Here is a 24,598-nt window from a genome sequence, read left to right as displayed (position 1 = left end):
CGGCTGCCCAGTGGCTGCTCAGCGGCTGCTTAGTGCTGTCCAGAGGCTGTCCAGTGGCTGCTCAGTGCCCTCGGCCTAGCGCCTTCGCCATGGTCTTGGCGTATTCGCGGGCCACGCGGGCATCGATCACCGCGACCTTGCCTGCCTGGACGGCCGCGATCGCTTCATCCAGAGCCTCCGCCAACTCGCTGGCGGTTCGTACGGAACCCCAGCCCAGGGCGCCTTGCGCACGCGCCAGGCCGGCCAGGTCTATCTCCGGCCCCTCGATACGCTGGCCTATCCATTTGTTCTCCACCGGCCGCGAACGCATCTGCGCCACCTTCTCCTGATGCACCTCGTCATTGAAGAAGGAGCGATTGTTCGCCACGATCACCAGTAGCGGAATGCCATAGCTGACGGCGGTCCAGAGCGCCGTGATCCCCATCAGGAAATCGCCATCGCCCAGCACGGCGACCGGCAGGCGCGGCGTGCCGCGCAAGGCCAGGGCCGCGCCCACCGCCATGCCCGGACCCGAACCGATGCCGCCGCCGCCGTCATAGCCAAGATAGTCCAGCGGGTGCGCCAAGGGATGCGCATCGCCCGGCCAGCCCAGGTTGGCGCGGATCAGGCAGGCTGGCGCGTTGCGCAGCAGCCGCTCGCTGACCGTGCCGGCGAATACGCCCAGGGACATGCCCTCGGCATCGTCTGGCGCGGCCGCCGGCAAGGTGGCCGGCGTGTCAGACCGGGACGAGGACGCGGACGGGGATGATGCCTGGGGCGAAAGCTGCGCCGCTGGCTGGGGAAGGGGTGAAGCCGCAGGCTGGGTCGATGGTTGCACGCGCGCCGCGCCCAGGCCGCGCAGCGCATCCAGGGTCTGCGCCACGAACTCGTCGGGGTCGCACAGCAGATACGTATCGGTACCGGCCAGCCCTTGATGCTCGCCACCGAAACCGTTGTGCAGCACTTGGTCCAGCGACACCTGCACGACGTGCGCGGGCGGATGCCCTGCGCCCCAGGCCGTGCGCAAGGTGCCGGCCAGATCGACCCAGTCCAGGCTCAGCACCAGGTCGGCCTCGCACAGCTTCTCCAGACCCTCGTCGGCCATGAAGAACGACGGCGTGGTGCCATGCAGGGGATGCCGCGTCGGGAAGGCGGCGCCCACCTTGAAGTCCGTCAGCACCGTGGCGCCGCAATGCTCGGCGAACGCCACGCGGCGTTGCCAGTCCGCTTCGTCGCGCGACACGCGGCCGGCCAGGATGACGGGCCGTCTGGCCTGGTACAAGCTCTGCGCGACCTCGCGCGCCACGTGGTCCGAGATGCCGGGGCGTCGCGGCGGTGCGTAACGGGCCAGCGGCAGCAGTGGCGGCGCTTCCGTGCATGGCGCTTCTTGCAAGGCGCTGTCGAAGCAGACATACACAGGCCCTTGCGGCTGCGTGGTGGCGATCTGGCGGGCGCGCAACACGGCATCGCGCGCGCCTTCCAGCGACGAAGGCTCGGCGTCCCACTTGACGAAGGTGCGTACCAGCGCGCCCTGGTCCTTGGCGGTATGCAACCAGTCTATCCAGGGGCGGCGGCGTGCCGAATCGACCGGGCCCGTGGCGCCGAACACCATCACCGGTACGCGATCGCAATAGGCATCGAAGATGGCCATCGAGCCATGCATCAGACCCACATTGGCGTGCAGGATGGCGCCCATGGGCCGGCCCGCCACCTTGGCGTAGCCGTGCGCGATGGCGACGGCATGTTCCTCGTGCAGCACCGTCAGCATCTTGGGCGACTGGTCGCCCAGGTAGTTGACCAGGCTGTCGTGCAGGCCGCGATAGCTGGCGCCGGGGTTCAGGGCGACGTACTCCAGGCCGATGTGGCGCAGCAGCGCAGCCAGATAGTCGCTGCCCCACGGTGCCGAGAGCGGCGTAACGGCCGTAGCGACCTTGGCGGCATCCGTGGCTTCGGTGGGGACGGTGGGCAGGGGGGAGGGGGCGGACAGGGCGGACATGGTGGGCATCAATCCAGGGTGACGTTGACGTTCTTGGTCTGCGTGAATTCCAGCAGTTCTTCCTTGCATTCCTCGCGGCCGATACCCGACTGCTTGTAGCCGCCGAAGGGCGCGCCGATGAAGTGGGCGGACGATCCATTGATCCACACATAGCCCGCCTGCACGCGCGCGGCGGCCCGATGCGCCGTGCGCAGGCTGGTGGTCCAGATCGATGCCGTCAGGCCGTACTCCACGCCATTCACCGCCGCGAACAAGTCGTCCTCGTCGGACCACTTCAGCACCGCCAGCACCGGCCCGAAGATCTCTTCGCGCGCCACGCGCATCGTGGGCGTGACGCCGGACAGGATGGTCGGCTCGACGAAATAACCTTGCGCCAAGGCGGGATCGGCGCTGCGCCGGCCGCCGTGCGCCACGCGGGCGCCTTCGGCTACGGCTGACTCGACATACGAGAGGGCCTTGTCCATCTGCTCACGGGAGACCAGTGCGCCCATGGTGGTACGCATGTCCGTGGGCAGGCCGGGGCGGTGCAGTGTGGCGGTCAGTTCGATGATGCGTGCCAGCACCTCGTCGTGGATGGACTCGTGCAGGAACAGGCGGCTGGTCGAGCCGCAGGACTGGCCGCACCATGTGAAATTCATTCCGCGGACCGCGCCCAGCGGCATTTTCTCCAGGTCGGCGTCCGGATAGGCGATCATCGCGTTCTTGCCGCCCAATTCCAGCAGCACTTTTTTCAAATCGTCCGCCGCCGTGCGCATCACTGCCTTGCCGGCGTTGACGCTGCCGATCAGTGCCACGGCCGCCACATCGGGATGGGCCGACAGCGCCGCACCGGTCGAGCGTTCTCCCGTCACGCAGTTCAGCACGCCGGGTGGGAAGATAGCGGCAATCAGCTCGAACAGCCTTAAGGTCGATAGCGGAGCCTGCTCGGGCGGCTTGACGACGACCGTGTTGCCCGCCGCCAGCGGCGCGGCGATCTTGCCGGCCGCGAACATGAAGGGGTGGTTGAACGGAATGATGCGCGCCACCACGCCCAACGGCTCGCGCAGGGTGTAGTCCAGCGAACCGTTCATGGTGGGGATGGTCTCGCCCTTCAGTTCCAGCACCAGGCCGGCGAAATACTCCAGTTGGGTGGCGGCGATCACTGCATCGTCCTGCATCTGCTTGACCGGATTGCCGCAGTCGGCGGCGTCGATCAGTGCCAGTTCCAGGGCATGCGCGCGAATCACGGCAGCGGCTTGCCGCAGCAGCGCGGCGCGTGCCAGTGGCGCAGTCTCGCGCCAGGCGGGGAAGGCCTGCCTTGCCGCGCTCACGGCGGCGTCCACGTCGTCGGCGCCGGCGAGCGCATAGGGGCCAAGGTCGGCTTGCGTGCCCGGACTGGTACTGCGCAGATAGACGCCGGAACGCGGGGCCTGCCATGCGCCCCCGTAATACAGCTCGCGTTGCTTGGGCAGGGCGTCGGGTAAGCGTGTGGACAGGTCGGGTCCCAGCTCGGAGGTGATCATCGTCATGCTCGCCTGATGAACGCCGCCTGCGCTTGCAAAGTGTGGGCGGCCGAGTAGTCGGAAACCGCAACTTATCCGCTGGTGATCAAGTCGGTCAATCTTGATTTGAAATCAATCTAACTGCGAAAGTGCGAGACAAAAAGAAGCGCCGCCCACGCGATGATTCATCGCGTGGGCGGCGCCTGACTACGCTGTAAGACGTAAGCTTGAGGCTTACCTTCTCGACGACAGCGTGCCCAGCAGGTAACCGGCCGCTGCCGCGATGGCGACGGCCCAGATGGGATTTTCGGCGGTCTTGTCACGAAGGGTGCCGAGTGCTTCGCCATACGACTCCTGCGCATAGCCTGCTGCCTGGCGTACCTTGCCTTCGACTTGGGTGGCGGCGTCGCCGGTCAACCCACCAACGGCATCCTGAACTCGGCCTGCCATTTTTTGGGCCTTACCTTCTACGGATTCGAGCATCGCTTTCACTCCTTGAAAATTTGCACTGCTTACGGCGCCGGGGAGGGCCGCTCCACAGCATGGTTCGGGATTAGCAATGTCAAAGGGCGCAAGTGCCGTTCCTGGCCCGCGGCCCTGCAGCGCCGCGGCCCCGCGACCCCGCAGTCCCGCAGCGCAGCGGTCCCGCAGCCGCACAGCGCCGCGCTTCTCAGGCCTCGCTGGCCATCTTCGTGGCAACGATGGGTTCGAATGGCGTACGCGCGCGCGGTTCCAGCTCGTCGACGATGCGCTGCAGCAGCTTGAACAGCCGCTGGCGTTCAGGCTCGGTCAACGGCGCCATCTGTTCGGCGTACGTCGCCTCGGCCATCTCGGCGGTCTGTTTCAAGGCCCGCTGGCCCGCGGCCGTCAGGGTCAGCTGGCGCCGGCGGCGATCGGCGTCGGTCTGCTTGCGGGCGATCCACCCCCGCGTTTCCAGGGCCTGGACGATTTGCGACACCGTGACCTTGTTCATGCCGATCGCCTTGGCCAGGTCGCCCTGGTTGATGCCGTGCAGGTCATGCAGCGCGATCATGACGGAGTACTGCGCGGGCGACAGGGACAGGCGCTCGAAGTTCGCTTCGAAAATGGCGACGTAGATCTGGTGGGCACGCCGCAGCAGGAAGCCGGGGCGCGAGTAAAGCTGGGACAGTCGTTCGACGTGCTGATCGGACATGTAAGGGGATCGATAAGGCTAGGGGCCGGCCCGATGGCCGCTGAGTTCCGCGCCGGCCTGCGCGGACAGCGCGCGGTAGCAGGGCATGGCGGCGCAGGCGAACAGCGCAACGAGAATGAACGCCACCGAGAAATCCGCACCGGCCGGCGTCGTGCGGGCGCCTAGATTAGCAGACCACTGTACGGCCAGCGCCGACAGGGAGATCCCCAGCATGATGGCCAACTGCCAGGCCATGGTGTTCAAAGTGGTGGCCGAAGCCACCTTCTCGCGCGGCAGGTCGGCGTAGGACACGGCGCTAAGCGCATTGAACTGCACGGCCCGGAAGAAACTGGCCATCGAGACGAAGGCCGTGATGCCCACCAGACCCCAGTGCGGCAGGGAGAACAGGGCGCAGCCGGCCAATGCCAGCGCGCACGCGATGCCGTTATAGCAAAGCACCCGCCGAAAGCCCCAGCGGCGCAGCACCTTGGTGGTCTGGGTCTTGGTGAAGAAGGCGATCGATCCACTGACCAGCAGGACGATGCCGCTTTGCAGGGCGGTATAGCCCAGGCCCAGCTGCAGCATCAACGGCAGCAGGAAAGGCAGGGCGCCATAGCCCACGCGCACCAGGGATCCGCCCCAGAAACCGGCGGCGAGGGTGGGCAGGCGCAGCAGACGGAAATCCAGCATGGGTGCGGCCAGCCCGCGGAAACGGCGGACATACAGCCAGACGCAAAGCGCCAGGCCCGCGGCCAGGCTACCCAGCAGGGGCAGGCTGGCGCCGTGCCGGGCCCGTTCGATCAACAGGATCAACAAGGCCAGCGCAACGGCGGCCAACAGCCACTCGCGCACATCGAAATGCAGGTCCGCGCGGTGATGCAGTTGCGGCATGATGCTGCGCGCCGCCCACAGGCCGGCCAGGCCCACCGGCACATTGATCAGGAACACCCAGTGCCAGGACAGATAGGCGGAGAACAGCCCGCCCAGCGGCGGTCCCAGCATCGGTCCCACCATGGCGGGGGTGATGAACCACGCCAAGGCTTCCACCAATTGCGCCCTGCTGGTGGTATGCACAATGGCCGTGCGTCCCACCGGCACCATCAGCGCCGCCGCCATGCCTTGCATGGCGCGGAACACGGCCAGCGCGGCCAGGCTGGGCGCCATGGCGCATAACACGGAACTGGCGGTGAACAGCGCTACCGCGCAGGAGAACACCGTACGCGTGCCGTGCCGTGCCGCCACCAGCCCGCTCAAGGGCACGAACACCAGCGAGCACAGCAGATAGATGGTCATCGTCAGGTTCAGGCTCAAGGGATCGACGCCGAAGTCGTGGGCGATGTCCGGAATCACCGGGCTGATGATGGTGGCGTCCAGCTGCTCCATGAAGTAGGCGGCGCCAACCAGGATGGACAGGGGCCGGAAGCTGGTGTCCCGGGTACTCGGTTCGGCGGCGTGGGCCGGCGCGGCGTGGGCGGGCTGGGCGATATGCGCAGTGCTATCTGAGGCGTCGCGTTGGGCAGATGACATGTCTCTGGGCGAAGGAGGATGCGGAACAACGCCCGCCATTCTGCGCGCTTTGGCAGGGGCGCAAAAGTGAGAATAGTAAATAAGCTAACAAATTAATGTGCGTTTGATAGTTAGCTTGCTGACGATAGCATGCCCCGTATGGCGATCCGCAATGGACGCAATTGACGTAATGGACTCAAGGGACGCAAGGGAGCAGGGCTATGGCAATTTTCGAACTGGCGACGCCGGACTGGCTGGCGCAACACCTGGGGCAAGACCAGGTCGTGTTGCTGGACACGCGACCGGCCGCTGAGTACTGGGCTGGTCACATCCCGGGGGCGCGGCATGTCGAGCCGTCGCTGTACGCCATTGCCCGCAGCGACGCGCCGGCGCTGGCGCGCTTGCAAGTGGTGCTGGCCTGGAGCCTGTCGGCCCTGGGGATCACACCGGATTCCCGCGTAGTGGTGACGGGCGCGCTGAACGACACCAATGCCGCCCGCGTGGCATGGGCGCTGGCCTATGCCGGCGTCGGCCATATCGCCCTGCTCGATGGCGGTGTCGGTGCCTGGACAGGCGCACTGACGACCGCCCCGCCCGCGGTCACCGCGACCGCTTTCACCGTGGTGCCCCAAAGCGCCTACCTGGCGACGGCCGATGAGGTGCTGGCCGCGGTGCAGGCGAGCGCGCAAGCCGGATCGGGTGCACTGACGAGTACGCAAACCCAGACGAGTACGCAACCTCAAACGGTTACGCAAATTCAAGCGCCCGCGGGCGGCGTCCGCGTCATCGACGCGCGCTCCAGGGAAGAGTACGCCGGCAAGCGCAGCAACGCCGGCCGCAGCGGCCGCGTGCCGGGCGCGCGCTTCTGGGACACGAACCTGGAATTGGCCGCCGACGGCCGCTTTGCCGCCGCCCAGGCCCTGGCACCGGCGGTCAAGGATGTCGTCGCCGCCGATGAGCGCGCCATCGTCTATTGCGGCGGCGGCGGTCGCGCCGCTCGTACCTTCATCGCCCTGCAGTTGGCGGGACATACCGGCGCGGCGGTCTATCCCGCTTCGTGGAACGAGTGGGGTACGTCGGACAAATATCCCGTGGACACGGCCGCTGTCTAGCCGTAGCCGATACGCCAAGGCCACGTCCGGCCAGGACACCCCGCCGGAAACGCCAACCCACATCTGCAAAAAACCAGAACCCAACAGGACGCAAGACATCATGTACGGCATCGTCGTCGACAACGACAGACTCGACCGGATCCAGCCGAAGATTCTGGATATGACCCGCTATCTCGCCAGCCCCGCTGAAAACGCCGGCGTGACCGTCACCCCCTATTCGCCCACGGTAGGCGCGCGCGTCAGCGGACTGCGCATCGACGGCACCGGCGCGGTCGATGCCGGCGTGCGCAAGCTGTTGTACGACGCGCTGCTGCGCTACGGTTTCCTCAGCTTCGAGCCGGGTACGGTCGGGGTCGAGCACTTCGAGCAACTGGTCTCGCTGTTCGGCAAGGCCAAGCTGATGAACACCCCGTATACACCGGAAACGGGCAAGAGCGGCCAGTTGAACACCATCGATGCGTCGACCAAGAAAACGCGCATGAACTACATCTGGCACATGGACCAGGTGTTCCAGCCGACCTCGCCGCCGTACACCGCCTTGCTGGGCGAGACCATGCCGGCGCTGGGCGGCGACACGCTGTTCGCCAATGCGACCGCTGCCTACGATCTGCTCGATCCGCTGCTGGTGGCCTATCTGGAGACCTTGTCCGCCGTCCACGACGCCGACACCATGGGCTATCTGACGCTGGCCTATCACGACCTGGAAGCGCGGGCCGAGCAACGGCGCAAGTATCCGCCCATCGAAGTGCCGCTGATCCGTACGCATCCGGAGACCGGGCGCAAGCAGATCTTCGTGAATGAGCTGTATACGCAGCGCATCCTGGGCGTCAGCCGGCGCACCAGCCAGGCCCTGCTGGACATCCTGTTCGATGCGCTCAGCGCGCCGGAAGTACAGACGCGCCATCGTTGGGAAAGCGGTACCGCCCTGATCTGGGACAACCGCACCGTGCAGCATCGTGGCGTGCCGGACTTCGGTTCGCAGCGCCGCGTCATGCACCGCGCGCTGGTGTTGCCGAAGGAAGGAGCAACGCAATGAACCGCAGAGATTTTCTCCAGACGTCGGGTGCGGCGGTAGCGCTGGGCCTGTTGCCTGGCGCCCTGAACGCCGCCTATGCCGCCGAGGCGCAGGACAAGAAGAAGGTGCGCATCACCTTGCCGTCGGCCGGTAGCGCGGGTTCGGCCTGGCGTCCGCTGGTGGAAAAGTACAAGCTGGACCAGGACCTGGGTATCGCCCTGGACTGGGTGACCGCGGACCCCGGCAAGATGCAGGTGCAGTTGAGCGCCGGCTCCCTGGACGTGGGCGTCTTCGGGTCGGTGGGCCTGGCCACGCTGGCCAATCGCGGCAGCGATATCGTCCTGTTCGGCCCGGCGCTGAACAACCATGGCCGTTGGATCGTGCGGGGCGACAGCCCCTACAAATCGCCCAAGGACCTGGTCGGCAAGCGTATCGCCACCACGGCCGAGACCAGCGAGACTTATCAGCAGGCGCGCATCGCCGCGTCGCTGACCGGCCTGGACCTGAAAAAAGACGTCAAGGTGATCTTTGGCTCGCCGACCGCCAACCTGGCGCTGTTCGAGCGCGGCGACGTCGATGGCATCATCACGCTGGAGCCCACGGCGACGCGCCTGGTGGGGCGCGGTGCCCGGGAAATCGCCCGCGTTGCCGATATCTGGAAGGAAGCGACAGGGCAGGCCGACGATCCTTTCCTGGTCGGCCTGGCCGCCAGCAAGACCTGGTATGAGCAGAACCAGGCGACCGCGGCCAAGCTGGCGACCTTGTTCGAACGTATCGGCACCACCATCGCCCGGCATCCCGACAGTCTCAAGCCCATCGCCGCCGAACTGGGCCTGAAGGCGGACGAGACCAAGGCCATAGACCTGCTGCCGCAGCGCCTGGCGCCCACCTACGCCACCAAATGGGACGCCAGCGTTTTCGCGACCATAGACAAGCAGATCGAAGTCGCCGTGAAGCTGGGCCTGCTGGATGCCGCGCCGTCGCGCAAACTTTATGTGAAGGCTTGAATGAGCTCCGACGACGCGATTCTGCAAGGCGGCCAAGGCACCCGCGGGGCATCGACCCGCGCCGCCGTATCGTGGCGCTTGCGCGCCTTCCTGGTCCGGGCCTGGCCACCCGTGGTCTTTTTCCTGCTGCTGACCGCCACCTGGGAAGCCATGGCCGTATGGCTGCACTCACCCCTGGTGCCCGGCTGCGGCGCCATCCTGCGCGAGCTGGTGGAAATCGTGCGCAGCGGTTTTGCCTTCAGCGAAATCGGCGTGACGTTCCTGCGCATGTCGCTGGGCTTCCTGCTGGCGCTGTTGTTTGCCTTGCCGGTGGGTATCCTGACGGCGGTGTCGCGCACAGCGGAGCGATTCTTTGAACCGGGCGTGATCCTGGGGCTGACCGTGCCGGGTTTGGTGTGGGCTCTGTTGTGCGTGATCTGGTTCGGCGTATCGCTGGCGTCGCCAGTGGTGGCGGTGGCCCTGGGCGTGTTGCCTGCCATGGTGATTTCAGTGCACCAAGGTGTGCGCTCGCTGGAGCATGAGCGGGTGGAAATGGTGCGCGTATTCCGCCTGCCGCCGGCGCTGGTGTTGCGCAAGGTGTGGCTGCCGCTGCTTTACAGCTTCATCGTGTCGGGCTGCCGCATCGGTTTCTCCATCGCGTGGAAGGTGATCGTGCTGGTGGAGATATTCGGCATGTCCGATGGCGTGGGCTATCAGCTGAACTCCAAGTTCAGCACGCAGGATGTCGAAGGCGTCATTGCGTGGACCTTGGCGTTCTGGATCGCCATGCTGGCGATCGAGCATGGCATCTTCCGGCCCTTGGAGGTCCATGCCAATCGTTGGAAGCGGGGGAGCGGTAGATGAGCAGCAACATTCAACTGCGCGGCATCACCAAGCGCTATCCACCCCTGGGCAGTGCCGCCGAACGCACCGTCCTTACCAAGCTGGATCTCGACATCCGTGCTGGAGAACTGCTGGCGCTGGTGGGCCCTTCGGGTTGCGGCAAGTCCACCCTGCTGAACCTGATCGCGGGGCTGGATCTGCCTACCCAAGGCGACGTGCGTTTCGACCGGCCGTTCCAGGGCATCAACCTGGGCGTCGTGTTCCAGCAGCCCCGATTGCTGGACTGGCTGAGCGTGGCCGAGAATATCGGCATCGTGCTGGCGGGTAAAAACAAGGGCAAGGAAGACGTGGCGCGTACCGTGCGGCAGTTGCTGCAACGGGTCGAGCTGCCCGAACACGCCCAGGCCTATCCCCAGTTCCTGTCCGGCGGGCAGCGCCAGCGGGTTTCCATCGCGCGTGCCTTTGCCGTGCAGCCCGACGTACTGCTGCTGGATGAACCGTTCAGCGCGCTGGACGAACTCACCGCGCGGCGGCTGCGGCAGTTGCTGCAGGCCATGTGGTTGTCCGGCGAGGGCCCGCGTCCCACGGGCGTGCTGGTGACGCACAATATGCTGGAGGCCGCCTTCCTGGCCGACCGCATCGCGGTGATGGGCGGGTCGCCCGCCGAGATCGTCCGCATCATCGATGTCGACGTGCCACGGCCACGAGACCCGGATGATCCAGCTCTGTTCGAAGTGCACAGGCAGGTGATGCAGGCTTTGCAGGGGTGAAACAGCGGCCGGATGACAGCTTCATCCGGCCGCGTCGTTTATCGGCCACGGGTTTATCGGCGGGTCTTATCCCCGGTCTTATCCCGGGTCTTGTTCCATTCCATCAGGGCGCATACTGGCTGGCGGGAACGGGCAGGCCCAGGTTCTCCCGCAGCGTCGCGCCCTCATATTCCATGCGGAACAGGCCGCGGGCGCGCAGTTCGGGAAGCACGCCCTCGATGAAGTCATCCAGGCCGCCGGGAAAGTAGGGCGGCAGGATGTTGAAGCCATCCGCTGCCCGCGACTCGAACCATTGTTGCAAGGTGTCGGCGATGCGTGCCGGCGTGCCCACCAGCAACAGGTGGCCACGCGCCGCCGCCACGCTCCGGGCGAGTTCGCGCAGGGTCATCCTGTTCCGATGCGCCAGGTCGAGCAGCAGCGTCGTGCGGCTTTTCATCGCCTCGCTCTCGCCCAGGGTGGCGGGCAGTGCCTGATCCAGGGGCAGGCCGGATATGTCGTGGCCGATGAAGAACGACAGCAGGGGAATGGCTTCCTCGATCGAGACGTAGCGCTGCAAGGCGTCGAACTTCTCCTTGGCCTGCTGTTCGGTGGCGGCGACGATGGGAACCACGCCAGGCATCACCAGCACGTGGTCTGGATTTCTGCCCAGGGCCCGGACGCGGTTCTTGACCTCGGCGTAATGGGTACGCGCGGTCGCCAGGTCGTATTGGGCGCCGAAGGAGATGTCGGCGTACCTGGCCGCCAGGTCCAGGCCCGGGCCGGAAGCGCCGGCGACGATGGTGACGGGATAGCCCTGCGGCGGGCGATCCAGGTTCAAGGGACCACGCACTGAAAAATGCGCGCCATGATGATCCAGCCTGTGCATCTTCGAGGGGTCGAAGTAGACCCCGCTGTCCTTGTCGCGGAGGAAGGCTCCTTCATCCCAGCTGTCCCAGAGTCCCCGGACGACCTGGACGAACTCGGTGGCCCGCTCATAACGCTGCGCGTGCGGCACCTGGGCCTGTGCACCGAAGTTTCCAGCGGCCTCCTTGCTGAGCGTGGTGACCACATTCCATGCTGCACGGCCGCCGCTCAAGTGATCCAGCGACGCAAACATTCGCGCCAGGTTCATGGGCTCGTGATAAGTCGTGGAAGCCGTGGCGGCCAGGCCGATATGCCGCGTGACGGCGGACAGGGCGCTGAGCAGCGTCAGGGGTTCGAAGCGGCTGACCACCGAAGGCGTGGACGTGGCATCGCTGCCGGGAACGTCGGGGAAGAAGATGAAGTCGAACTTTCCGGCTTCGGCGCTTTGCGCGATATCGCGCATCAGGCCGATGTCCTCGCCGCCCGAGCGCGCCTGCGGCAGGCGCCAGCCACCCTGATGATAGCCGGCGTGCAAGACGAACAGGCCGAGTTTGATTTGCTGATTGCGGGGCATTTCAAGCTTCCACGAGTTTCTTGACAGCGGCGCCGCTTGCGCCGCTGGGCACGGGATCCGGGCTCAGATCCAGCAGGTCGAACAGCGTCGCTTTCAGTCGCGCGAACGCCGGATCGACGCGGTTGCGGGGGCGCGGCAGCGGGTTGTCGACGATGCGTTGAATGCGGCCGGGATGTGCCGCCATGACGACGATACGGTCGGACAGGTAAGCCGCTTCCTCGATATCGTGGGTCACCAGGATCATGGTGGCGCCCGTGGTCTGCCACAGGGTCTGCATCTCATTCTGCAACTTGAGGCGGGTGAAGGCATCCAGGGCGCTGAAAGGCTCATCCAGCAAGAGCAGGCTGCGCGAACCCATCAGCAGCCGCGCGATGGCGACGCGCTGCGCCATGCCGCCGGACAGCTGCGCTGGAAACGTGCCCGCGACATCCGGCAGGTTCACGCGCGCGAGTTGGCGTCGCACCAGGGCCGTCAGCGTCGCGGCGTCAAGCGCTTCATTGACGGCGCCCAGGGCCACGTTCTGCTCCACCGTCAACCAGGGAAACAGGCGATGTTCCTGGAACAGCATGCCGCAGGCGGCCTGCGGGCCATCGACGGTCTGGCCGTCGATTTCCATGATGCCGCCGTAGCCGGGCTCCAGGCCGGCGATCAGCCGCAGCAAGGTCGATTTGCCGCAGCCGCTGGGGCCGATCAGCGTGACGAATTCTCCGGGCCGAACCTGGAGGTCGAGGCCGGATAGCACGTCCTGCATGGCACCGGCATAGCGTTTGGATACGCCGCGCAGGGCGACGGCGGGTGCAGTGGTCAAATCATTCTCCCAATCAAACGGCCGCGACCCGGCGCCAACGCAGCAGGTGCGCTTCCAGCGGCGCCAGCAAACCGTATTCGAGGATGGCCATGACCACGGCGAAACAGAGCGTCCACGCCAGTACCCCGGCGACGTTCTGCGCGCCGAACTCACTGTTCAACTGGAAGCCGACGCCAATGGACAGTCCGAACATCTCGACCAGGACGATGACTTTCCAGGCCAGCGACAAGGCCAGCCTGGCGCCGCTGAAGACGACGGGCAGCAGCCCGGGCAGCCAAAGCTGCCGCAAGCGCACGGACAAGGGCAGGCGCAGCATGGCCGCGACCTCCAGCAGTTCGGCGTTGATGGACCGCACACCCTGGATCAGGTTCAGCGATATCGCCGGCGCGATGGAGATGGCGACCGCGATGGCCGACCCTACCAGGCTGATGCCGAACCAGATGATGCACAGGATGGCCCACACCAGGCCGGGCACGGTCAGTCCGACGATCAGCAGCGGTTCGAAGAACGCGGCCAGCCCGCGGCGCCGGCCCATGCCCAAAGCCAGAGCGAATGCCGTAAGGAAGGCCAGGACAAAACCGGACGCCACGCGCCCCAGGGTGGCCAGCAGGTTCTTCGACAACTGGCCACTGCCGACGATCCTCACGACTTCGTGCCAGATGTCGGGCAGGCCGGGCACCAAAGGGCTATGCGCCACGGCGGCCATGGCTTGCCAGGCGCACAGCAGGCTGGCGACTGCCGCCAATGCATAGCCCGCGCGCGGCAGGGCGGGCGCCAGCGCGCGTGTCATGCCAGGTACTCCCGGCTGAAGATGCCGGCGGCGGGACGGGAAGCCAGCAGGCCATGCTTGACGGCCAGGTCCAGTTGCTTGTCGATATTACGCGCCACGCTGTCGTCCCATTCCACCGAGGTGATGGCGGAGATACGTTGCGGCAGCAACTCGATCGCCCGCGTTTCGGTTGCGGGCACGCCCAGCGCGTCCAGGAAGGCCGGTTCGGCGACGAGGGCCGGGTTCTGCACGATCAGGCGATTGATGCCGTAATAGGCCTTGGCGATGGTCTTCGCGGCGGCGGGATTGCGCTTGAGCCAGGCGTCGCTGGAAGCCCAGCCCACCAGGAACAGGGACTGGTCACCCGTGGCTTCGCGCCACAAGTCGCCGACCTTGGCGATCTCGCGGGCGCCCTTGGCGACGAGACGTGTGGAGTTGGGCTCGATGGCGATGATGGCATCGGCGTCCCCACGCTCGAACAGCGCCAGGCTGACCAGCGCCGGCCCATAGCTCATCTGGAAGTCCTGCTTCAGGTTCAGCCCATGCAAGGCAGCGGTGAGCTCGGCCTGCCGCACCGTGTCCGTGTTGATCGGCAGCGTGGCGACCCGCTTGCCCTTGAGGTCGTGGATGGTCTTGTACGGACTGTCCGCGCGTACGATCCAGCTGGAATGATTCAGGTCGAATGGCGCCACCAGCTTGAAGTCGGCGCCTTTCTGGTTGGCCTCGACGACGCCGAGCGCGCCATACCCGCTGAAATTCAGGGCGCCGGACAACAGCTGCAACTGCATCTGTCCGGGTGCGCTGCCGATGTATTCGATGTCCAGTCCGGACGTGTCGATGTCCTTGGACTTCAGCAGCAGGGGATACAGGGCCGAGGTGCTGCCTTTGTTGCCGGCCAGCAGGGTGACCTTGGTGAGCGCGGCGGCCAGACCGTCGCGGTCGCGCACGGCCAGGGTGCCGCCGGCCGTGGCCAGCACGGCGGCCTTCAGCAGGGCGCGGCGTAGCGGGGAAACCATGATGTATTCCTTCTTCGGTATTGCTGGGCGGGCAGGCGTAGGCGTGGCCGCTGCGCTTCAGAGATTGAACGTGTCGTCGTTGCGTTCCAGCTCGCGCCGGAAGGCTTGCCAGGTGCGGTCCGTATAGGTGCCGCCGACCCCGCGCCAATACACCGTCGCGGCTTCCGCGACGACGGCATCCGCCGGCTGGCGCAAGGCATTGCCGCCGGCCTGCGCGGCGATCTGGATGCCACAGGCGCGTTCGAGGAAGTACAGGTGGTGGAAGGCTTCGCCGATGCTGCCGCCTGCCGTCAGCAAGCCATGATTGCGCAAGATCAGAATGCGGTGCGCGCCGATGTCGCGTATCAGGCGGGCCTGCTCCTCGCGGTTGAAGGCGAAGCCTTCATAGTCGTGATAGGCCACATGCCCATGAAAGCGGGCGGCATGCTGCGACAGATAGGTCAGCAGGCCGTTTTCCTGCGCGGAGACCGCCACGCCCGCCGTCGTATGCGTGTGCAGGATGCAGGTCAGGTCCGGACGGGCGCTGTGGATGGCGCCGTGGATGACGTAGCCGGCCAGGTTGTGGCCGCGGCCGAGCGGGTCATAGAGCACCTCGCCGCCGATGTCTATGCGCACCAGGTTGGAAGCGCTGACCTCGTGGAAGGTCAGGCCGTAGGAATTGATCAGGAAGTAGTCGTGCACGCCGGGAATGCGGGCGGAGAAGTGGGTGAAGATATGGTCGGTCCAGCCGAAGCGGGCAGCCAGCCGGTAGGCAGCTGCCAGTTCTTCGCGGACGGCCCATTCCGCTTCGCCCACGGTTGCGCGAACTTCGCGAGGATCGGGAAAGGCGATGGCTTGTGTGCTCATGGTGTGTACAGGCTCCTGCTTCATGCCAGGACGACGCCGTCATAGACGGGCGTGCCGGCGGTTTGCTTGTCGAGAATGCCGACCGCGATCGCGGTTTCTATCTGCTTGTCCATGCCGCGCCAGACGGCAGCGTTCCACAGGGTCGAATAGATGCTTCGCATACGCGTGGGCGCCAGGTCGAGGGCCTGCTTTTCCTGGGCCTTGATGCCGATCTCGTCGTGGATCTCGCGTAGCACTTCGGGATGCGTGGCGATTTGCGCGTTGGCCTGGGCGAAGGCCTGCGCCAGTTGCGTGGCAACCGCACGGTTCGCGTCCACCCAGCTTCGTTGCGCGGCCAGGCCGACCAGGAAGGGATCGGTGGCGTCGCCGCTTGCGTTGCGCCACATGTCGCTCACGCGGCCGATCTGCCGTGCGCCTTGGGCCACCAGGCGTGTGGCGGTTGGCTCCAGCACGATCACTGCATCCACGTCGCCGCGTTCGAATAGCGCTACGTTCGCCAGCGACGAACCCTGCACTACCTGGAAGTCTCGCTTCAAGTCCAGGCCGGCCAGCGCCGCGGCAGTTCGCGCCTGTTGATATGTTTCGGCGGTTTCGGGCTGCGTCGCGATCTTGCGGCCTTTGAGATCGGCGGGTTGCCGAAAGGGGCTGTCATGCTTGACCAGCCACACCGAATGATTGATGGTGCCAGGTCCGAAAAGGACGATGTCATGGCCGCGCGCACGCAATGCCGCCAGGCCGATGGGACCGAAGAACCCGACATCGAGCGAGCCGGCGATCAGTTGCACCTGCATCTTGCCGGGATCGGAAACCGTCCATTGCAAGGGCGGCAGCTTCGACTGGGGTAGATGCAGACGGTCCAACATGGGACGCCATACGGAACCGGCGGTGCCAGGCGCGGGCTGGACGATGCGTAGTGGGGATTGCGTCTGGGCCGAGGCCAGGCGTGGCATGACGGCGGCCGCGCCGATGAGGGCGGCTCCTTTGAGCAGTTGGCGGCGAGCGGGCAGATGGGTCATGTCAGGGATTGCGTGGGATCGGCAGCGGGAAGCAGGTCCAGCAGGGGCCGTCCCTCGATCCAGCGCTGGTGGTTTTGCGCGGTTTTCTGTGCCAGCGCGTAGCGGGACAGACGGCCGATGGCGGCGGTGTGCGGGCTGAGGCGTACGCGTGGGTGGGTGTAGAAGGGATGGCCGGCGGGCAGCGGCTCGGGGACAGTGGCGTCCAGGGTGGCCGCGCCGACGCTGCCGGAGGCGAGCGCCCACAGCAAAGCGTCGTCATCGATCAGTTCACCCCGCGCGACGTTGACAATGTGCAAGCCGGGTTTGGCCGAGGCCAGCGCCGTTCGATTGAGCAGGTGCCGCGTGCGCGGTGTGGCGGGGGCCGCCAGCACGACGTGATCGCAGCGCGCAAGCAGGGCAGCGATGTCGTGCAGGATCTCGACTCCCTCGATCGGCGTGGGGACAGGCCGGTCGCGCAAGGCGAGCACCTTGGCGTCCAGGGCCAGCAGCTTGCGCGCCAGCGCGCTGCCGATGGCGCCCAGGCCGACCACGCCCACGGTACTGCCCGCGATGCTGTCCAAGGGACCGGCGTTCCAGTCCTGCGGGCCGCGTATCCATAGCGTGTCCAGCCGCTTGGCCTGATAAAGCATGGCGGCCAGGGCGTATTCGGCGATCTGCTGCGCGGCGACACCCCGCGCGGTGGCCGTCGGGACGCTGTCCAGCAGCCACGCGGGATGCTTGTCGGTACCGGAGGTCACCAGCTGGATCCACTGCAGGCCGAACGGCCAGCCTGCCGGGCGGGGCGCGGCGGTATCCATGGGCGCGGCGACCAGCGCCACTACATCTTCAGGCAGGTTTTGCGGGACACCGCGCGGCACCGGCAAAACCGCCAGGCCGAACGCTTCCTCCAGAGCCGTGTTGAAGAACGGCTCCAGTTGACTTGCGATCTGCATTTTCAGGAAAGACTAAAGGACGAGTTGTTCGTACTGGGCGCTTTGCAGATCCAGGTTCCAGGTGCCCATCCACTCCGCGGTGTACGCGAAGCGGCCTTCGTCCATGGGGCGGCTGTGCGCGTAGCGGAAGAAGTGGTTGCCGATCTCTTGCGGTTCGATGCGGCCGCGTATCGGCGCGGTGATCAGGTGGTGCTTGTAGCGGTCGCGATCGGCCTCGATGATCTCGGTGGCCTCGTTGACGGCGGCAAGGTAGGCGTCGCGCAGGTCCTGTGGCAGATCCGGCGAGATCACTTCGGCGCCCCGATAGAAATTCACGCCTATGATGTGCGCGCCTTCCTTCAGCGCCAGGCTCACGTAGGGTTCCATCAGCGAGGCCGCGCGCAGCGTGCCGGCCTTGAGCTGCTCGTAGCGGACATAGGGCTCACCCACGTGCTCCAGCACGACCTGGTCGCGCGGCAGGGCGCCGTCGAGGAACTGCAGGGCGGTGTAGTGCGAACCGGTGAATTCATTGATGCCGATGGGAACGCCTGCCAGGTCGCGCAGTTCCTGGATCGCGGGGTCGAAGGACAGGATCACCTGGGCTACGACGGCCGGACGCAGGGCGAAGACCCGGCTGCCCCGTCCGCTGCGGTCCGAGCGGTCCAGTCCGGCCCATTCGCACAGGTTGTAGGCATCGGCCTTGCCGCATTCGTAGAGCGATTCCTTCTGCCGCTGGAAGGCGTCCTTGCTGGACGTTACCGGGTCGTGCTTGTCGACGAACTGGACGTCCAGCCCACGCTTTTCGAACAGGCCGTGCTCCAGGGCGACGGTGATGGGTAGGTCGAAGACCGGAACGTTGGGAGCGATGCGCAGCGTGTGCAGGAGAGTCATGATGGCCTCGGTGGTTCGTGGGCTAACGATTATTAGTTAGCCGGCTGTCGATTGCGCATACTAGGATTGCCGGCGCGCAGGGAGCCAATACCTTTTGCTCATGACTTAATAAGGTGCACTCCCGGTCAGGGTTTTATCGGCAACGGCTCCAGTTCGATGAGAAGTCCGCTCACCGGGTTCGGTGTCCTGTCCTTCAAGTCGCCGAGGAAAATCCGGGCAGAAATCAAGTGCGGGTGATGGTGATGGTTGAACTGCGGGAATGGGTGCACCAAAACGGCTTTTCCGTTGTTTCTGTCGGTGGTAAAAAGCCTCAGGCCCTCGCGCTATTGCCGCGGCCGTGACAACAAGAATATCCATAGAAGCACATTGGAGGAGACATGCTGAATCGTCGTTCGATGTTGACCTTGATGGCGGGCGCAACCGTGGCGCCGAAGATGGTTTTCGCCGCGGACGCACCCACACTCAAACCCGCACCCTATCGATTGGCCTTGTATGCCAATGTCGGGCCCGAACTCTGGCATTACGACGTGAACCTGAATACGGCCGAGCTTACCCGGCGCGGTTCGGTCAAGCTGCCGGCCAATGTGCAGTACGCCTGGCCGCATCGGTCGGGCAGGGCGCTTTACGTCGTCTCCAGCAACGGGCAATCCGGCAAGGCCGGGGTTCATCACGCGACCGCGCTGCGCCTGGATCATGCGAGCGGAGAGGCGCAGGTCATGGGCGCACCGGTGGCCCTGCCTGACCGGCCCATCAATGTCTGCACGGATATCCCTTCGAAGAACCTGCTGGTCGCTTTCAACCAGCCCAGCGGCGTGCGCATCTTCCGCATCAAGCCGGATATGACGCTGGGCGGCGAGGTGAAGCAGGGCAAACTGGACGGTGGGGTCTACGCGCATCAGATCCGCGTGACCAACGACAACCGGCATGCCATCCTGGTCACCCGGGGCAACGACTCCACGCCGACCAAGGCGGAAGATCCCGGCGCCTTGAAGTTCTTCGATTATGCCGATGGGCGCCTGTCGCATGAGTATTCCGTGGCACCGAACGGCGGCATCGGCTTTGGTCCCCGGCATCTGGACTTCCACCCGGCCAAGCCCTGGGTTTACGTCTCGCTGGAACGCGAGAGCCGTCTGTTCATGTACCGCTTGACGCAAGGCAAGCTGGAAACCAAGGCAGCCTACGATGTCGACACGCTGAAGGACAGGGGCGACTTCGACCCGCGCCAGCTGGCGGGGGCGATCCACGTCCATCCCAACGGCAAGTTCGTCTACGTCGCCAACCGCGCGGATGGCACCGTGGATTACCAGGGCAGGAAAGTGTTCAAGGGCGGCGAAAACTCCATCGCGGTCTACGCCATCGACCAGGCCACGGGCGAGCCGCGCGTGATCCAGTTCGCCGACACGAACAAGATCTACCCTCGCACGTTCTATATCGACCCTACCGGCAGCCTGCTGGTGGCCGAGCACAATATTCCCCTGGATGTGCGCGATGGGGAGCGTATACGGCCCGTGCAGGCCGGCCTGACGGTATTTCGCATCGGAGATGACGGCAAGCTGACGCTGGCCCGCAACTACGACGTGGATGTCGGCAAGGACACGATGTTCTGGGCAGGGATGGTGGCCGTGCGGGCATAAGCCGCCTGGCCCGCCTGGCTCGCCTGGCTCGCCCGGGCGGGCCAGGTCCTGGCATTGGGTCGCATGTGACGGCCGCGCCGTCGCCTGCGCAGCCCGCAACGCTTTCCTCGGCAATGCGCTTCAGTTAGAATTGCGACCTATTCTCATTTGTGTACAGTCTCGATTGAGCGCCCCGTCCGACGAATCCCCATCCTGGCTGACGCAGATGTACGCGAGCTTCCGCGCGCCGTTGCTGCGTTTTCTGCAGCGTCGCCTGAAGGACAGGCAGGATGCTGAAGACGCGCTGCAGGAGTCCTTCACCCGGCTCGCCGCCGCGGGGCAGTCCACCGCGCTGCAGAATCAACGCCCCTACCTGTTCCAGATCGCCGCCAATCTCCTGCGTGACCGCGCCAGGGAGCAGTTGCGCCAGGGGCCGGTGAAAATGGTTTCCTACGACGACCCTGATACCCATACCGAAGACGTGCCGGCGGACCCATCGAACTGTCCCGTCGCCACGACGGCGCACCGCGAACGGCTGCAGCGATTGGCGCAAGCGCTGCAAGAACTCCCCGAACGCCAACGCGAGGCGTTTGTGTTACACCGCTTCGATGGTCTGACACAGGACGAAGTCGCCGATCGTATGGGTATCTCTCGCCGCATGGTAAGCAAGCACTTGAGCCGCGCACTCGCTTATTGCGAAGTGCGCGTGCGCTACGCCAGCGCCGATCAGATGACGGACCGTCATGCCGCTGACAATGCCGCGGACGGCGAGCCGGAGGAAACGGTATGAGCCGCGCCGACGATATGAGCCGCGCCGACGATGCGCTGGCGCTGCACGAGGCCGCGGCCGACTGGTACCTGCGCCGGCAGGACGCGGATTGGGGTGATGCCGACCAGGCCGAGTTCGATGCCTGGCTGCAAGCCGATCCTCGCCATGGCGAGGCGTTGCATGCGCTGTCGCGGACGTGGCTGGATTTTTCCGGCGTGGCGCGTCCTTTCCTGGCGCTGGATTCCGCGGCACAAGCGACGATCGCGCAGCGGGCGCAGGCCGCAGGCCGGCAGGCGACCATGGACGCGGAGCGGATATCGCCGCAGCCGCGCGGCATGCGTTCACCGCGCCTGTTCGCCTCCCTGGCGATGGCCTGTGTCGTGGTCCTGGCCGCGGGTGGCTGGTTCGCCTACGACAATTTTCCAACCTATAGACTGGACGTCGCCACGGCTCACGGCGAAACCCGTACCCTGGATCTGCCTGACGGATCGAGCATCGCCGTCAACATGGATACCCGCTTGAGCGTCAGGCTTTATCCGCGCCGCCGCGAAGTCCAGTTGCATCAGGGCGAGGCCTGGTTCCATGTCGCCCATGCGCCGGAGCATCCCTTCACGGTGGCGTCGGGCGAAAACGAGGTGAGGGTGGTCGGCACGATCTTCGACGTGCGCAGCCTGCCCACGCGCACGACGGTCCAGGTCCGCGAAGGCCGCGTGGAAGTCCGTGGCGCCAGCCGCTGCGGTGCGCCGGCGGTGCTGACGGCCAGCCAGGCCATCAGCGTGGGCAAGGACTGCACGCGCACGCCGATCTATGGCGTCACGACCGACATGGTAGGCGACTGGCGCGAAGGGCAATTGATTTTCCGTCGCACGCCGCTGGAAGACGTGGCGGCGGATCTGGCGCGGTATCTCGACAGGCCGGTTCGCGTCACCGACGCGCGCACGCGTACGCTTCCCGTATCCGGTTTCGCGGCGACCGCGCAGCCCCAGGCGTTCCTGGAATCGCTGCCCGATCTGCTGCCCGTGCGCGTGGCGCGCGAAGCCGATGGCGGTTATCGGATCGACCCCGTATCCCGGCCCTGATTGCTGCCGGCCCAGTTACAAATTAATTTCCGCTGCCGGGTTCTCATTTCTTCTGCGAATGCGTCTCACGTAGATAGCAGTGCATTCCACGCACGATGACGTACCCCAGGAGAACCTTGGTAATGAAATCCGGACTTCCGCCGCGCCGTCGCGGCCGCACGCCCTTGGCCGCCTTGTCCTTGGCTGCCTGGTGCTTGCCCGCCACGTGCCGCCCGCGCCCGACCGCGCTCGCCCTGGCCGCCGCCTTTGCATTTGCCGCCACGCCCATGGCCCACGCGCAGCAGGAAGCCCGTGTCAGCTTCAACATCCCGTCGCAGTCCCTGTACAGCGCACTGCGTGCTTTCTCCGCGCAGGCGCACCAGCAGGTATTGTTCGACGAAGCCACCGTCGCCAATCGCCGCGCGCCCGCCCTCCAGGGGCTGATGGCGCCCCGCCAGGCGCTGGACCAGTTGCTGTCCGGTTCCGGCATCCAGGTGATCGCCAGCCAGGCAGGCGCCTACACCCTGAAAGGTCCCCAGGCCGGCGCACAGGATGCCACGCAGCTTCCCACGGTACGCGTCACGGCCGACGGCCAGACCGGCACCGGCCCGGTCATCGGCTACGTCGCCGAACGCAGCAGCGCAGGCACGAAATCCGATACGCCCCTGATCAAGACCCCGCAGGCCATCTCCGTGGTGACGCGCGACCAGATGACGGCGCAGAACGTGCAAAGCGTGGCGCAAGCCCTGCGCTACACGTCGGGCGTCACGCCCGAGCAGCGCGGCACCAATACCGACTCGCTGGAATACCTGTACGCACGCGGCTTCCAGGTCGAGCAATACTGGAACGGCCTGCGCCTGCCCGGTTCCGCCGCGGGCTATAACGTGACCAGCTTCAATCCCTACATGCTGGAACGGATCGAAGTGCTGCACGGACCATCCTCTGTCCTGTACGGCCAGGGTTCGCCAGGCGGCATGGTCAACCTGGTAAGCAAGATGCCTACCGAAGAACCCTTGCACGAGATCGGCATCCAGACGGGCAGCTACGGTCGCGCCGAGGCATTCGGCGATTTCAGTGGTGCGCTCAACAAGGAGGGCACCCTGTTCTATCGCCTGACGGCCGATGGCTTCGAAACCGGCACGCAGACCAATTACAACCGGCAGGAACGCTACACCGTCGCCCCGTCCATCATGTGGCGGCCGGACGGCGACACCAAATTGACGGTGTACGCCTACTACCAATCGGACCCCAAGGCCGGCGGCTATAACTTCGTGCCCGCGGTGGGCACCGCCATCGACGGGGTGGTCAAGCTGCCGCGCCGCCTGGACGTCGGCGAGCCGGATTTCGACAGTTTCCGCAAGACCCAGGAATCGATCGGCTATGCCTTCGAGCACCGCTTCAACGACACCTGGTCGGTGAAGCAGAACTATCGATTCCTGCACAATGAGCAGTCCATCCGCTACCTGAGCTATTCCAGCGTGTCTTCCGATGGCCGCACGCTGCTGCGGACGCCGTATTGGAACAATGGCCAGGTCAACGCCCATGCGCTGGATAACCAGTTGATTGCCCGCTTCGGCACTGGCCCGCTGACCCACCAGGTAACGCTGGGCGCGGACTACCAGCACACGCAGTACGACCACGATTTCAAGGGCAACCTGGCGGGCGGCCCGTCACTGGACCCCAACAATCCCGTCTACGGCCAGACCGTGCCGGACCCCAATTTCCAGTTCGCCACGGCGGGCGATCAAACCTTGCGCCAGTTCGGCCTATACGCGCAGGACCAGATCGATATCGACAACTGGAGCTTCCTGGGCGGCGTCCGCGAAGACTGGGCCCACGAGCAATTCGATCCCTACAAGGCCGGCACCGCGTCCACCGAGCAATCGGATCGTGCTTTCACCTGGCGGCTGGGTGGCGTCTACAAATTCGACAATGGCATCGCCCCGTACGCCAGCTATTCGAAGTCCTTCGCACCGCAGATCGGCACGGACTACTCGGGCACGCCTTTCCAGCCGACGAAGGGCAAGCAGTATGAGGTGGGTGTGAAGTACCAGCCGCCGGGCTACAACAGCTTCGTCACCCTGGCGGGCTTTCACCTGACGCAGGAGAACGTCACGACGACCGATCCGGAGCACACCACCTTCAGCATCCAGACCGGTGAAGTGCGTTCGCGCGGCATCGAACTCGAAGGCCACGCCAGCCTCAGCAACAACCTGCAGTTGATCGCCACGTACACCTACACCGACTTGCTGAATACACGCAGCAACAGCAGCAACCTGAACCGGGTGCCCGTGGGTATTCCGCGCAATGCCGCCAGTCTCTGGGCCGACTACACGATAGCGTCGAGCCCGCTGGCAGGCCTGCAGGTGGGTGCCGGCGTGCGCTACATCGGCAATACCTGGGGCGACACCACCAACGATCTGAAACTGCCTTCGGTGACCTTGGTGGACCTGGCCCTGCACTATGACCTGGGACGCTTGTTCGACAGCATGCATGGCTGGACGGCGTCCTTGACCGCCAGCAATCTGTTCGATCGGGATTACTTGTCCTATTGCTCCGGCGGACTCTGCACCTGGGGCGCAGGACGCGTGGTGCTGGCCGGCCTGAAGTACAAGTGGTAGCCACCGGCACCGGTACAAGTAC

The 24,598-nt window shown here is 65.6% G+C and carries 22 protein-coding genes; 9 read left to right on the top strand and 13 right to left on the bottom strand.

The genetic code is table 11. The features are described from left to right. Positions 1 to 61: 61 nt before the first annotated feature. From CEY05_RS08690 to CEY05_RS08670, 5 genes are all read right to left on the bottom strand, one after another. A complete protein-coding gene (locus CEY05_RS08690) occupies positions 62 to 1,975 on the bottom strand; it encodes a thiamine pyrophosphate-binding protein (protein ID WP_088598561.1) in 1,914 nt (637 codons plus the stop codon). 8 nt (positions 1,976 to 1,983) lie between these two features. After that, positions 1,984 to 3,477 carry an aldehyde dehydrogenase family protein gene (locus CEY05_RS08685; protein WP_088598092.1) on the bottom strand — a complete coding sequence of 498 codons (1,494 nt, stop codon included), beginning with the start codon at positions 3,475 to 3,477 and terminating at the stop codon, positions 1,984 to 1,986. A gap of 213 nt (positions 3,478 to 3,690) precedes the next feature. Beyond that, positions 3,691 to 3,939 carry a CsbD family protein gene (locus CEY05_RS08680; protein WP_088598091.1) on the bottom strand — a complete coding sequence of 83 codons (249 nt, stop codon included), beginning with the start codon at positions 3,937 to 3,939 and terminating at the stop codon, positions 3,691 to 3,693. Positions 3,940 to 4,126: 187 nt separating this feature from the next. Next, entirely contained in the window at positions 4,127 to 4,630 is a 504-nt protein-coding gene (locus CEY05_RS08675; RefSeq protein WP_088598090.1) for a MarR family winged helix-turn-helix transcriptional regulator, read from the bottom strand. Positions 4,631 to 4,648: 18 nt separating this feature from the next. Beyond that, positions 4,649 to 6,136 carry an MFS transporter gene (locus tag CEY05_RS08670; RefSeq protein WP_088598089.1) on the bottom strand — a complete coding sequence of 496 codons (1,488 nt, stop codon included), beginning with the start codon at positions 6,134 to 6,136 and terminating at the stop codon, positions 4,649 to 4,651. 200 nt (positions 6,137 to 6,336) lie between these two features. On the opposite strand from CEY05_RS08670, the gene CEY05_RS08665 reads away from it, so the two are divergent. The 5 genes from CEY05_RS08665 (at position 6,337) to CEY05_RS08645 (ending at position 10,841) form a co-directional block, all read left to right on the top strand. Next, positions 6,337 to 7,227 carry a sulfurtransferase gene (locus CEY05_RS08665; RefSeq protein ID WP_088598088.1) on the top strand — a complete coding sequence of 297 codons (891 nt, stop codon included), beginning with the start codon at positions 6,337 to 6,339 and terminating at the stop codon, positions 7,225 to 7,227. Positions 7,228 to 7,327: 100 nt separating this feature from the next. Beyond that, complete coding sequence (locus tag CEY05_RS08660; protein WP_088598087.1) at positions 7,328 to 8,263, top strand: TauD/TfdA family dioxygenase; 936 nt, start codon at positions 7,328 to 7,330, stop codon at positions 8,261 to 8,263. Continuing rightward, on the top strand, positions 8,260 to 9,249 hold the full coding sequence (locus tag CEY05_RS08655) for an ABC transporter substrate-binding protein (protein WP_088598086.1): 990 nt from the start codon (positions 8,260 to 8,262) through the stop codon (positions 9,247 to 9,249). Before CEY05_RS08660 ends, CEY05_RS08655 begins: the two co-directional genes overlap by 4 nt. Next, positions 9,250 to 10,092, top strand: coding sequence for an ABC transporter permease (locus CEY05_RS08650; protein WP_088598085.1), 843 nt, complete (start codon positions 9,250 to 9,252; stop codon positions 10,090 to 10,092). Next, positions 10,089 to 10,841 (top strand): ABC transporter ATP-binding protein, encoded by a 753-nt coding sequence (locus CEY05_RS08645; RefSeq protein ID WP_088598084.1) that lies wholly within the window; start codon positions 10,089 to 10,091, stop codon positions 10,839 to 10,841. The genes CEY05_RS08650 and CEY05_RS08645 overlap by 4 nt, the downstream gene beginning before the upstream one ends. Before the next feature lie 103 nt (positions 10,842 to 10,944). Here CEY05_RS08645 and CEY05_RS08640 read toward each other — a convergent pair whose 3' ends face one another. The 8 genes from CEY05_RS08640 to CEY05_RS08605 are packed head-to-tail and all read right to left on the bottom strand — an operon-like array spanning position 10,945 to position 18,515. Further along, complete coding sequence (locus CEY05_RS08640; RefSeq protein ID WP_088598083.1) at positions 10,945 to 12,258, bottom strand: LLM class flavin-dependent oxidoreductase; 1,314 nt, start codon at positions 12,256 to 12,258, stop codon at positions 10,945 to 10,947. Position 12,259: 1 nt separating this feature from the next. Beyond that, complete coding sequence (locus CEY05_RS08635; protein ID WP_198952725.1) at positions 12,260 to 13,066, bottom strand: ABC transporter ATP-binding protein; 807 nt, start codon at positions 13,064 to 13,066, stop codon at positions 12,260 to 12,262. A 13-nt stretch (positions 13,067 to 13,079) separates the two neighbouring features. Continuing rightward, positions 13,080 to 13,856, bottom strand: coding sequence for an ABC transporter permease (locus CEY05_RS08630; protein ID WP_088598082.1), 777 nt, complete (start codon positions 13,854 to 13,856; stop codon positions 13,080 to 13,082). Continuing rightward, on the bottom strand, positions 13,853 to 14,851 hold the full coding sequence (locus CEY05_RS08625; protein WP_088598081.1) for an ABC transporter substrate-binding protein: 999 nt from the start codon (positions 14,849 to 14,851) through the stop codon (positions 13,853 to 13,855). The genes CEY05_RS08630 and CEY05_RS08625 overlap by 4 nt, the downstream gene beginning before the upstream one ends. Before the next feature lie 57 nt (positions 14,852 to 14,908). Then, complete coding sequence (locus CEY05_RS08620; protein ID WP_088598080.1) at positions 14,909 to 15,697, bottom strand: class II aldolase/adducin family protein; 789 nt, start codon at positions 15,695 to 15,697, stop codon at positions 14,909 to 14,911. Between the two features lie 20 nt (positions 15,698 to 15,717). Further along, on the bottom strand, positions 15,718 to 16,713 hold the full coding sequence (locus CEY05_RS08615; protein WP_088598079.1) for an ABC transporter substrate-binding protein: 996 nt from the start codon (positions 16,711 to 16,713) through the stop codon (positions 15,718 to 15,720). Beyond that, entirely contained in the window at positions 16,710 to 17,645 is a 936-nt protein-coding gene (locus tag CEY05_RS08610; protein ID WP_088598078.1) for an NAD(P)-dependent oxidoreductase, read from the bottom strand. The genes CEY05_RS08615 and CEY05_RS08610 overlap by 4 nt, the downstream gene beginning before the upstream one ends. A gap of 12 nt (positions 17,646 to 17,657) precedes the next feature. Further along, positions 17,658 to 18,515, bottom strand: coding sequence for an ABC transporter substrate-binding protein (locus CEY05_RS08605; protein ID WP_088598077.1), 858 nt, complete (start codon positions 18,513 to 18,515; stop codon positions 17,658 to 17,660). 377 nt (positions 18,516 to 18,892) lie between these two features. Here CEY05_RS08605 and CEY05_RS08600 point away from each other — a divergent pair, with 377 nt between their 5' ends. The 4 genes from CEY05_RS08600 (at position 18,893) to CEY05_RS08585 (ending at position 24,576) form a co-directional block, all read left to right on the top strand. Further along, positions 18,893 to 20,149: a beta-propeller fold lactonase family protein gene (locus CEY05_RS08600; RefSeq protein ID WP_088598076.1), complete on the top strand. Its 1,257-nt coding sequence runs from the start codon at positions 18,893 to 18,895 to the stop codon at positions 20,147 to 20,149. Positions 20,150 to 20,312: 163 nt separating this feature from the next. Then, positions 20,313 to 20,918 carry an RNA polymerase sigma factor gene (locus CEY05_RS08595; RefSeq protein WP_158219292.1) on the top strand — a complete coding sequence of 202 codons (606 nt, stop codon included), beginning with the start codon at positions 20,313 to 20,315 and terminating at the stop codon, positions 20,916 to 20,918. Then, entirely contained in the window at positions 20,915 to 21,976 is a 1,062-nt protein-coding gene (locus CEY05_RS08590; RefSeq protein WP_088598074.1) for a FecR domain-containing protein, read from the top strand. The genes CEY05_RS08595 and CEY05_RS08590 overlap by 4 nt, the downstream gene beginning before the upstream one ends. 122 nt (positions 21,977 to 22,098) lie before the next feature. Then, positions 22,099 to 24,576, top strand: coding sequence for a TonB-dependent siderophore receptor (locus CEY05_RS08585; protein WP_143220327.1), 2,478 nt, complete (start codon positions 22,099 to 22,101; stop codon positions 24,574 to 24,576). Positions 24,577 to 24,598: the final 22 nt, after the last annotated feature.

This window comes from Achromobacter sp. HZ34 (assembly GCF_002209485.1).
Taxonomy (GTDB): domain Bacteria; phylum Pseudomonadota; class Gammaproteobacteria; order Burkholderiales; family Burkholderiaceae_B; genus Bordetella_C.
This window is presented reverse-complemented; position numbering and strand designations above follow the sequence as displayed.

Coding starts and splice junctions, on each gene's coding strand:
- CEY05_RS08690 (WP_088598561.1), bottom strand. CDS start 1,975: ATGTCCGCCCTGTCCGCCCCCTCCCCCCTGCCCACCGTCCCCACCGAA.
- CEY05_RS08685 (WP_088598092.1), bottom strand. CDS start 3,477: ATGATCACCTCCGAGCTGGGACCCGACCTGTCCACACGCTTACCCGAC.
- CEY05_RS08680 (WP_088598091.1), bottom strand. CDS start 3,939: ATGCTCGAATCCGTAGAAGGTAAGGCCCAAAAAATGGCAGGCCGAGTT.
- CEY05_RS08675 (WP_088598090.1), bottom strand. CDS start 4,630: ATGTCCGATCAGCACGTCGAACGACTGTCCCAGCTTTACTCGCGCCCC.
- CEY05_RS08670 (WP_088598089.1), bottom strand. CDS start 6,136: ATGTCATCTGCCCAACGCGACGCCTCAGATAGCACTGCGCATATCGCC.
- CEY05_RS08665 (WP_088598088.1), top strand. CDS start 6,337: ATGGCAATTTTCGAACTGGCGACGCCGGACTGGCTGGCGCAACACCTG.
- CEY05_RS08660 (WP_088598087.1), top strand. CDS start 7,328: ATGTACGGCATCGTCGTCGACAACGACAGACTCGACCGGATCCAGCCG.
- CEY05_RS08655 (WP_088598086.1), top strand. CDS start 8,260: ATGAACCGCAGAGATTTTCTCCAGACGTCGGGTGCGGCGGTAGCGCTG.
- CEY05_RS08650 (WP_088598085.1), top strand. CDS start 9,250: ATGAGCTCCGACGACGCGATTCTGCAAGGCGGCCAAGGCACCCGCGGG.
- CEY05_RS08645 (WP_088598084.1), top strand. CDS start 10,089: ATGAGCAGCAACATTCAACTGCGCGGCATCACCAAGCGCTATCCACCC.
- CEY05_RS08640 (WP_088598083.1), bottom strand. CDS start 12,258: ATGCCCCGCAATCAGCAAATCAAACTCGGCCTGTTCGTCTTGCACGCC.
- CEY05_RS08630 (WP_088598082.1), bottom strand. CDS start 13,856: ATGACACGCGCGCTGGCGCCCGCCCTGCCGCGCGCGGGCTATGCATTG.
- CEY05_RS08625 (WP_088598081.1), bottom strand. CDS start 14,851: ATGGTTTCCCCGCTACGCCGCGCCCTGCTGAAGGCCGCCGTGCTGGCC.
- CEY05_RS08620 (WP_088598080.1), bottom strand. CDS start 15,697: ATGAGCACACAAGCCATCGCCTTTCCCGATCCTCGCGAAGTTCGCGCA.
- CEY05_RS08615 (WP_088598079.1), bottom strand. CDS start 16,713: ATGACCCATCTGCCCGCTCGCCGCCAACTGCTCAAAGGAGCCGCCCTC.
- CEY05_RS08610 (WP_088598078.1), bottom strand. CDS start 17,645: ATGCAGATCGCAAGTCAACTGGAGCCGTTCTTCAACACGGCTCTGGAG.
- CEY05_RS08605 (WP_088598077.1), bottom strand. CDS start 18,515: ATGACTCTCCTGCACACGCTGCGCATCGCTCCCAACGTTCCGGTCTTC.
- CEY05_RS08600 (WP_088598076.1), top strand. CDS start 18,893: ATGCTGAATCGTCGTTCGATGTTGACCTTGATGGCGGGCGCAACCGTG.
- CEY05_RS08590 (WP_088598074.1), top strand. CDS start 20,915: ATGAGCCGCGCCGACGATATGAGCCGCGCCGACGATGCGCTGGCGCTG.
- CEY05_RS08585 (WP_143220327.1), top strand. CDS start 22,099: ATGAAATCCGGACTTCCGCCGCGCCGTCGCGGCCGCACGCCCTTGGCC.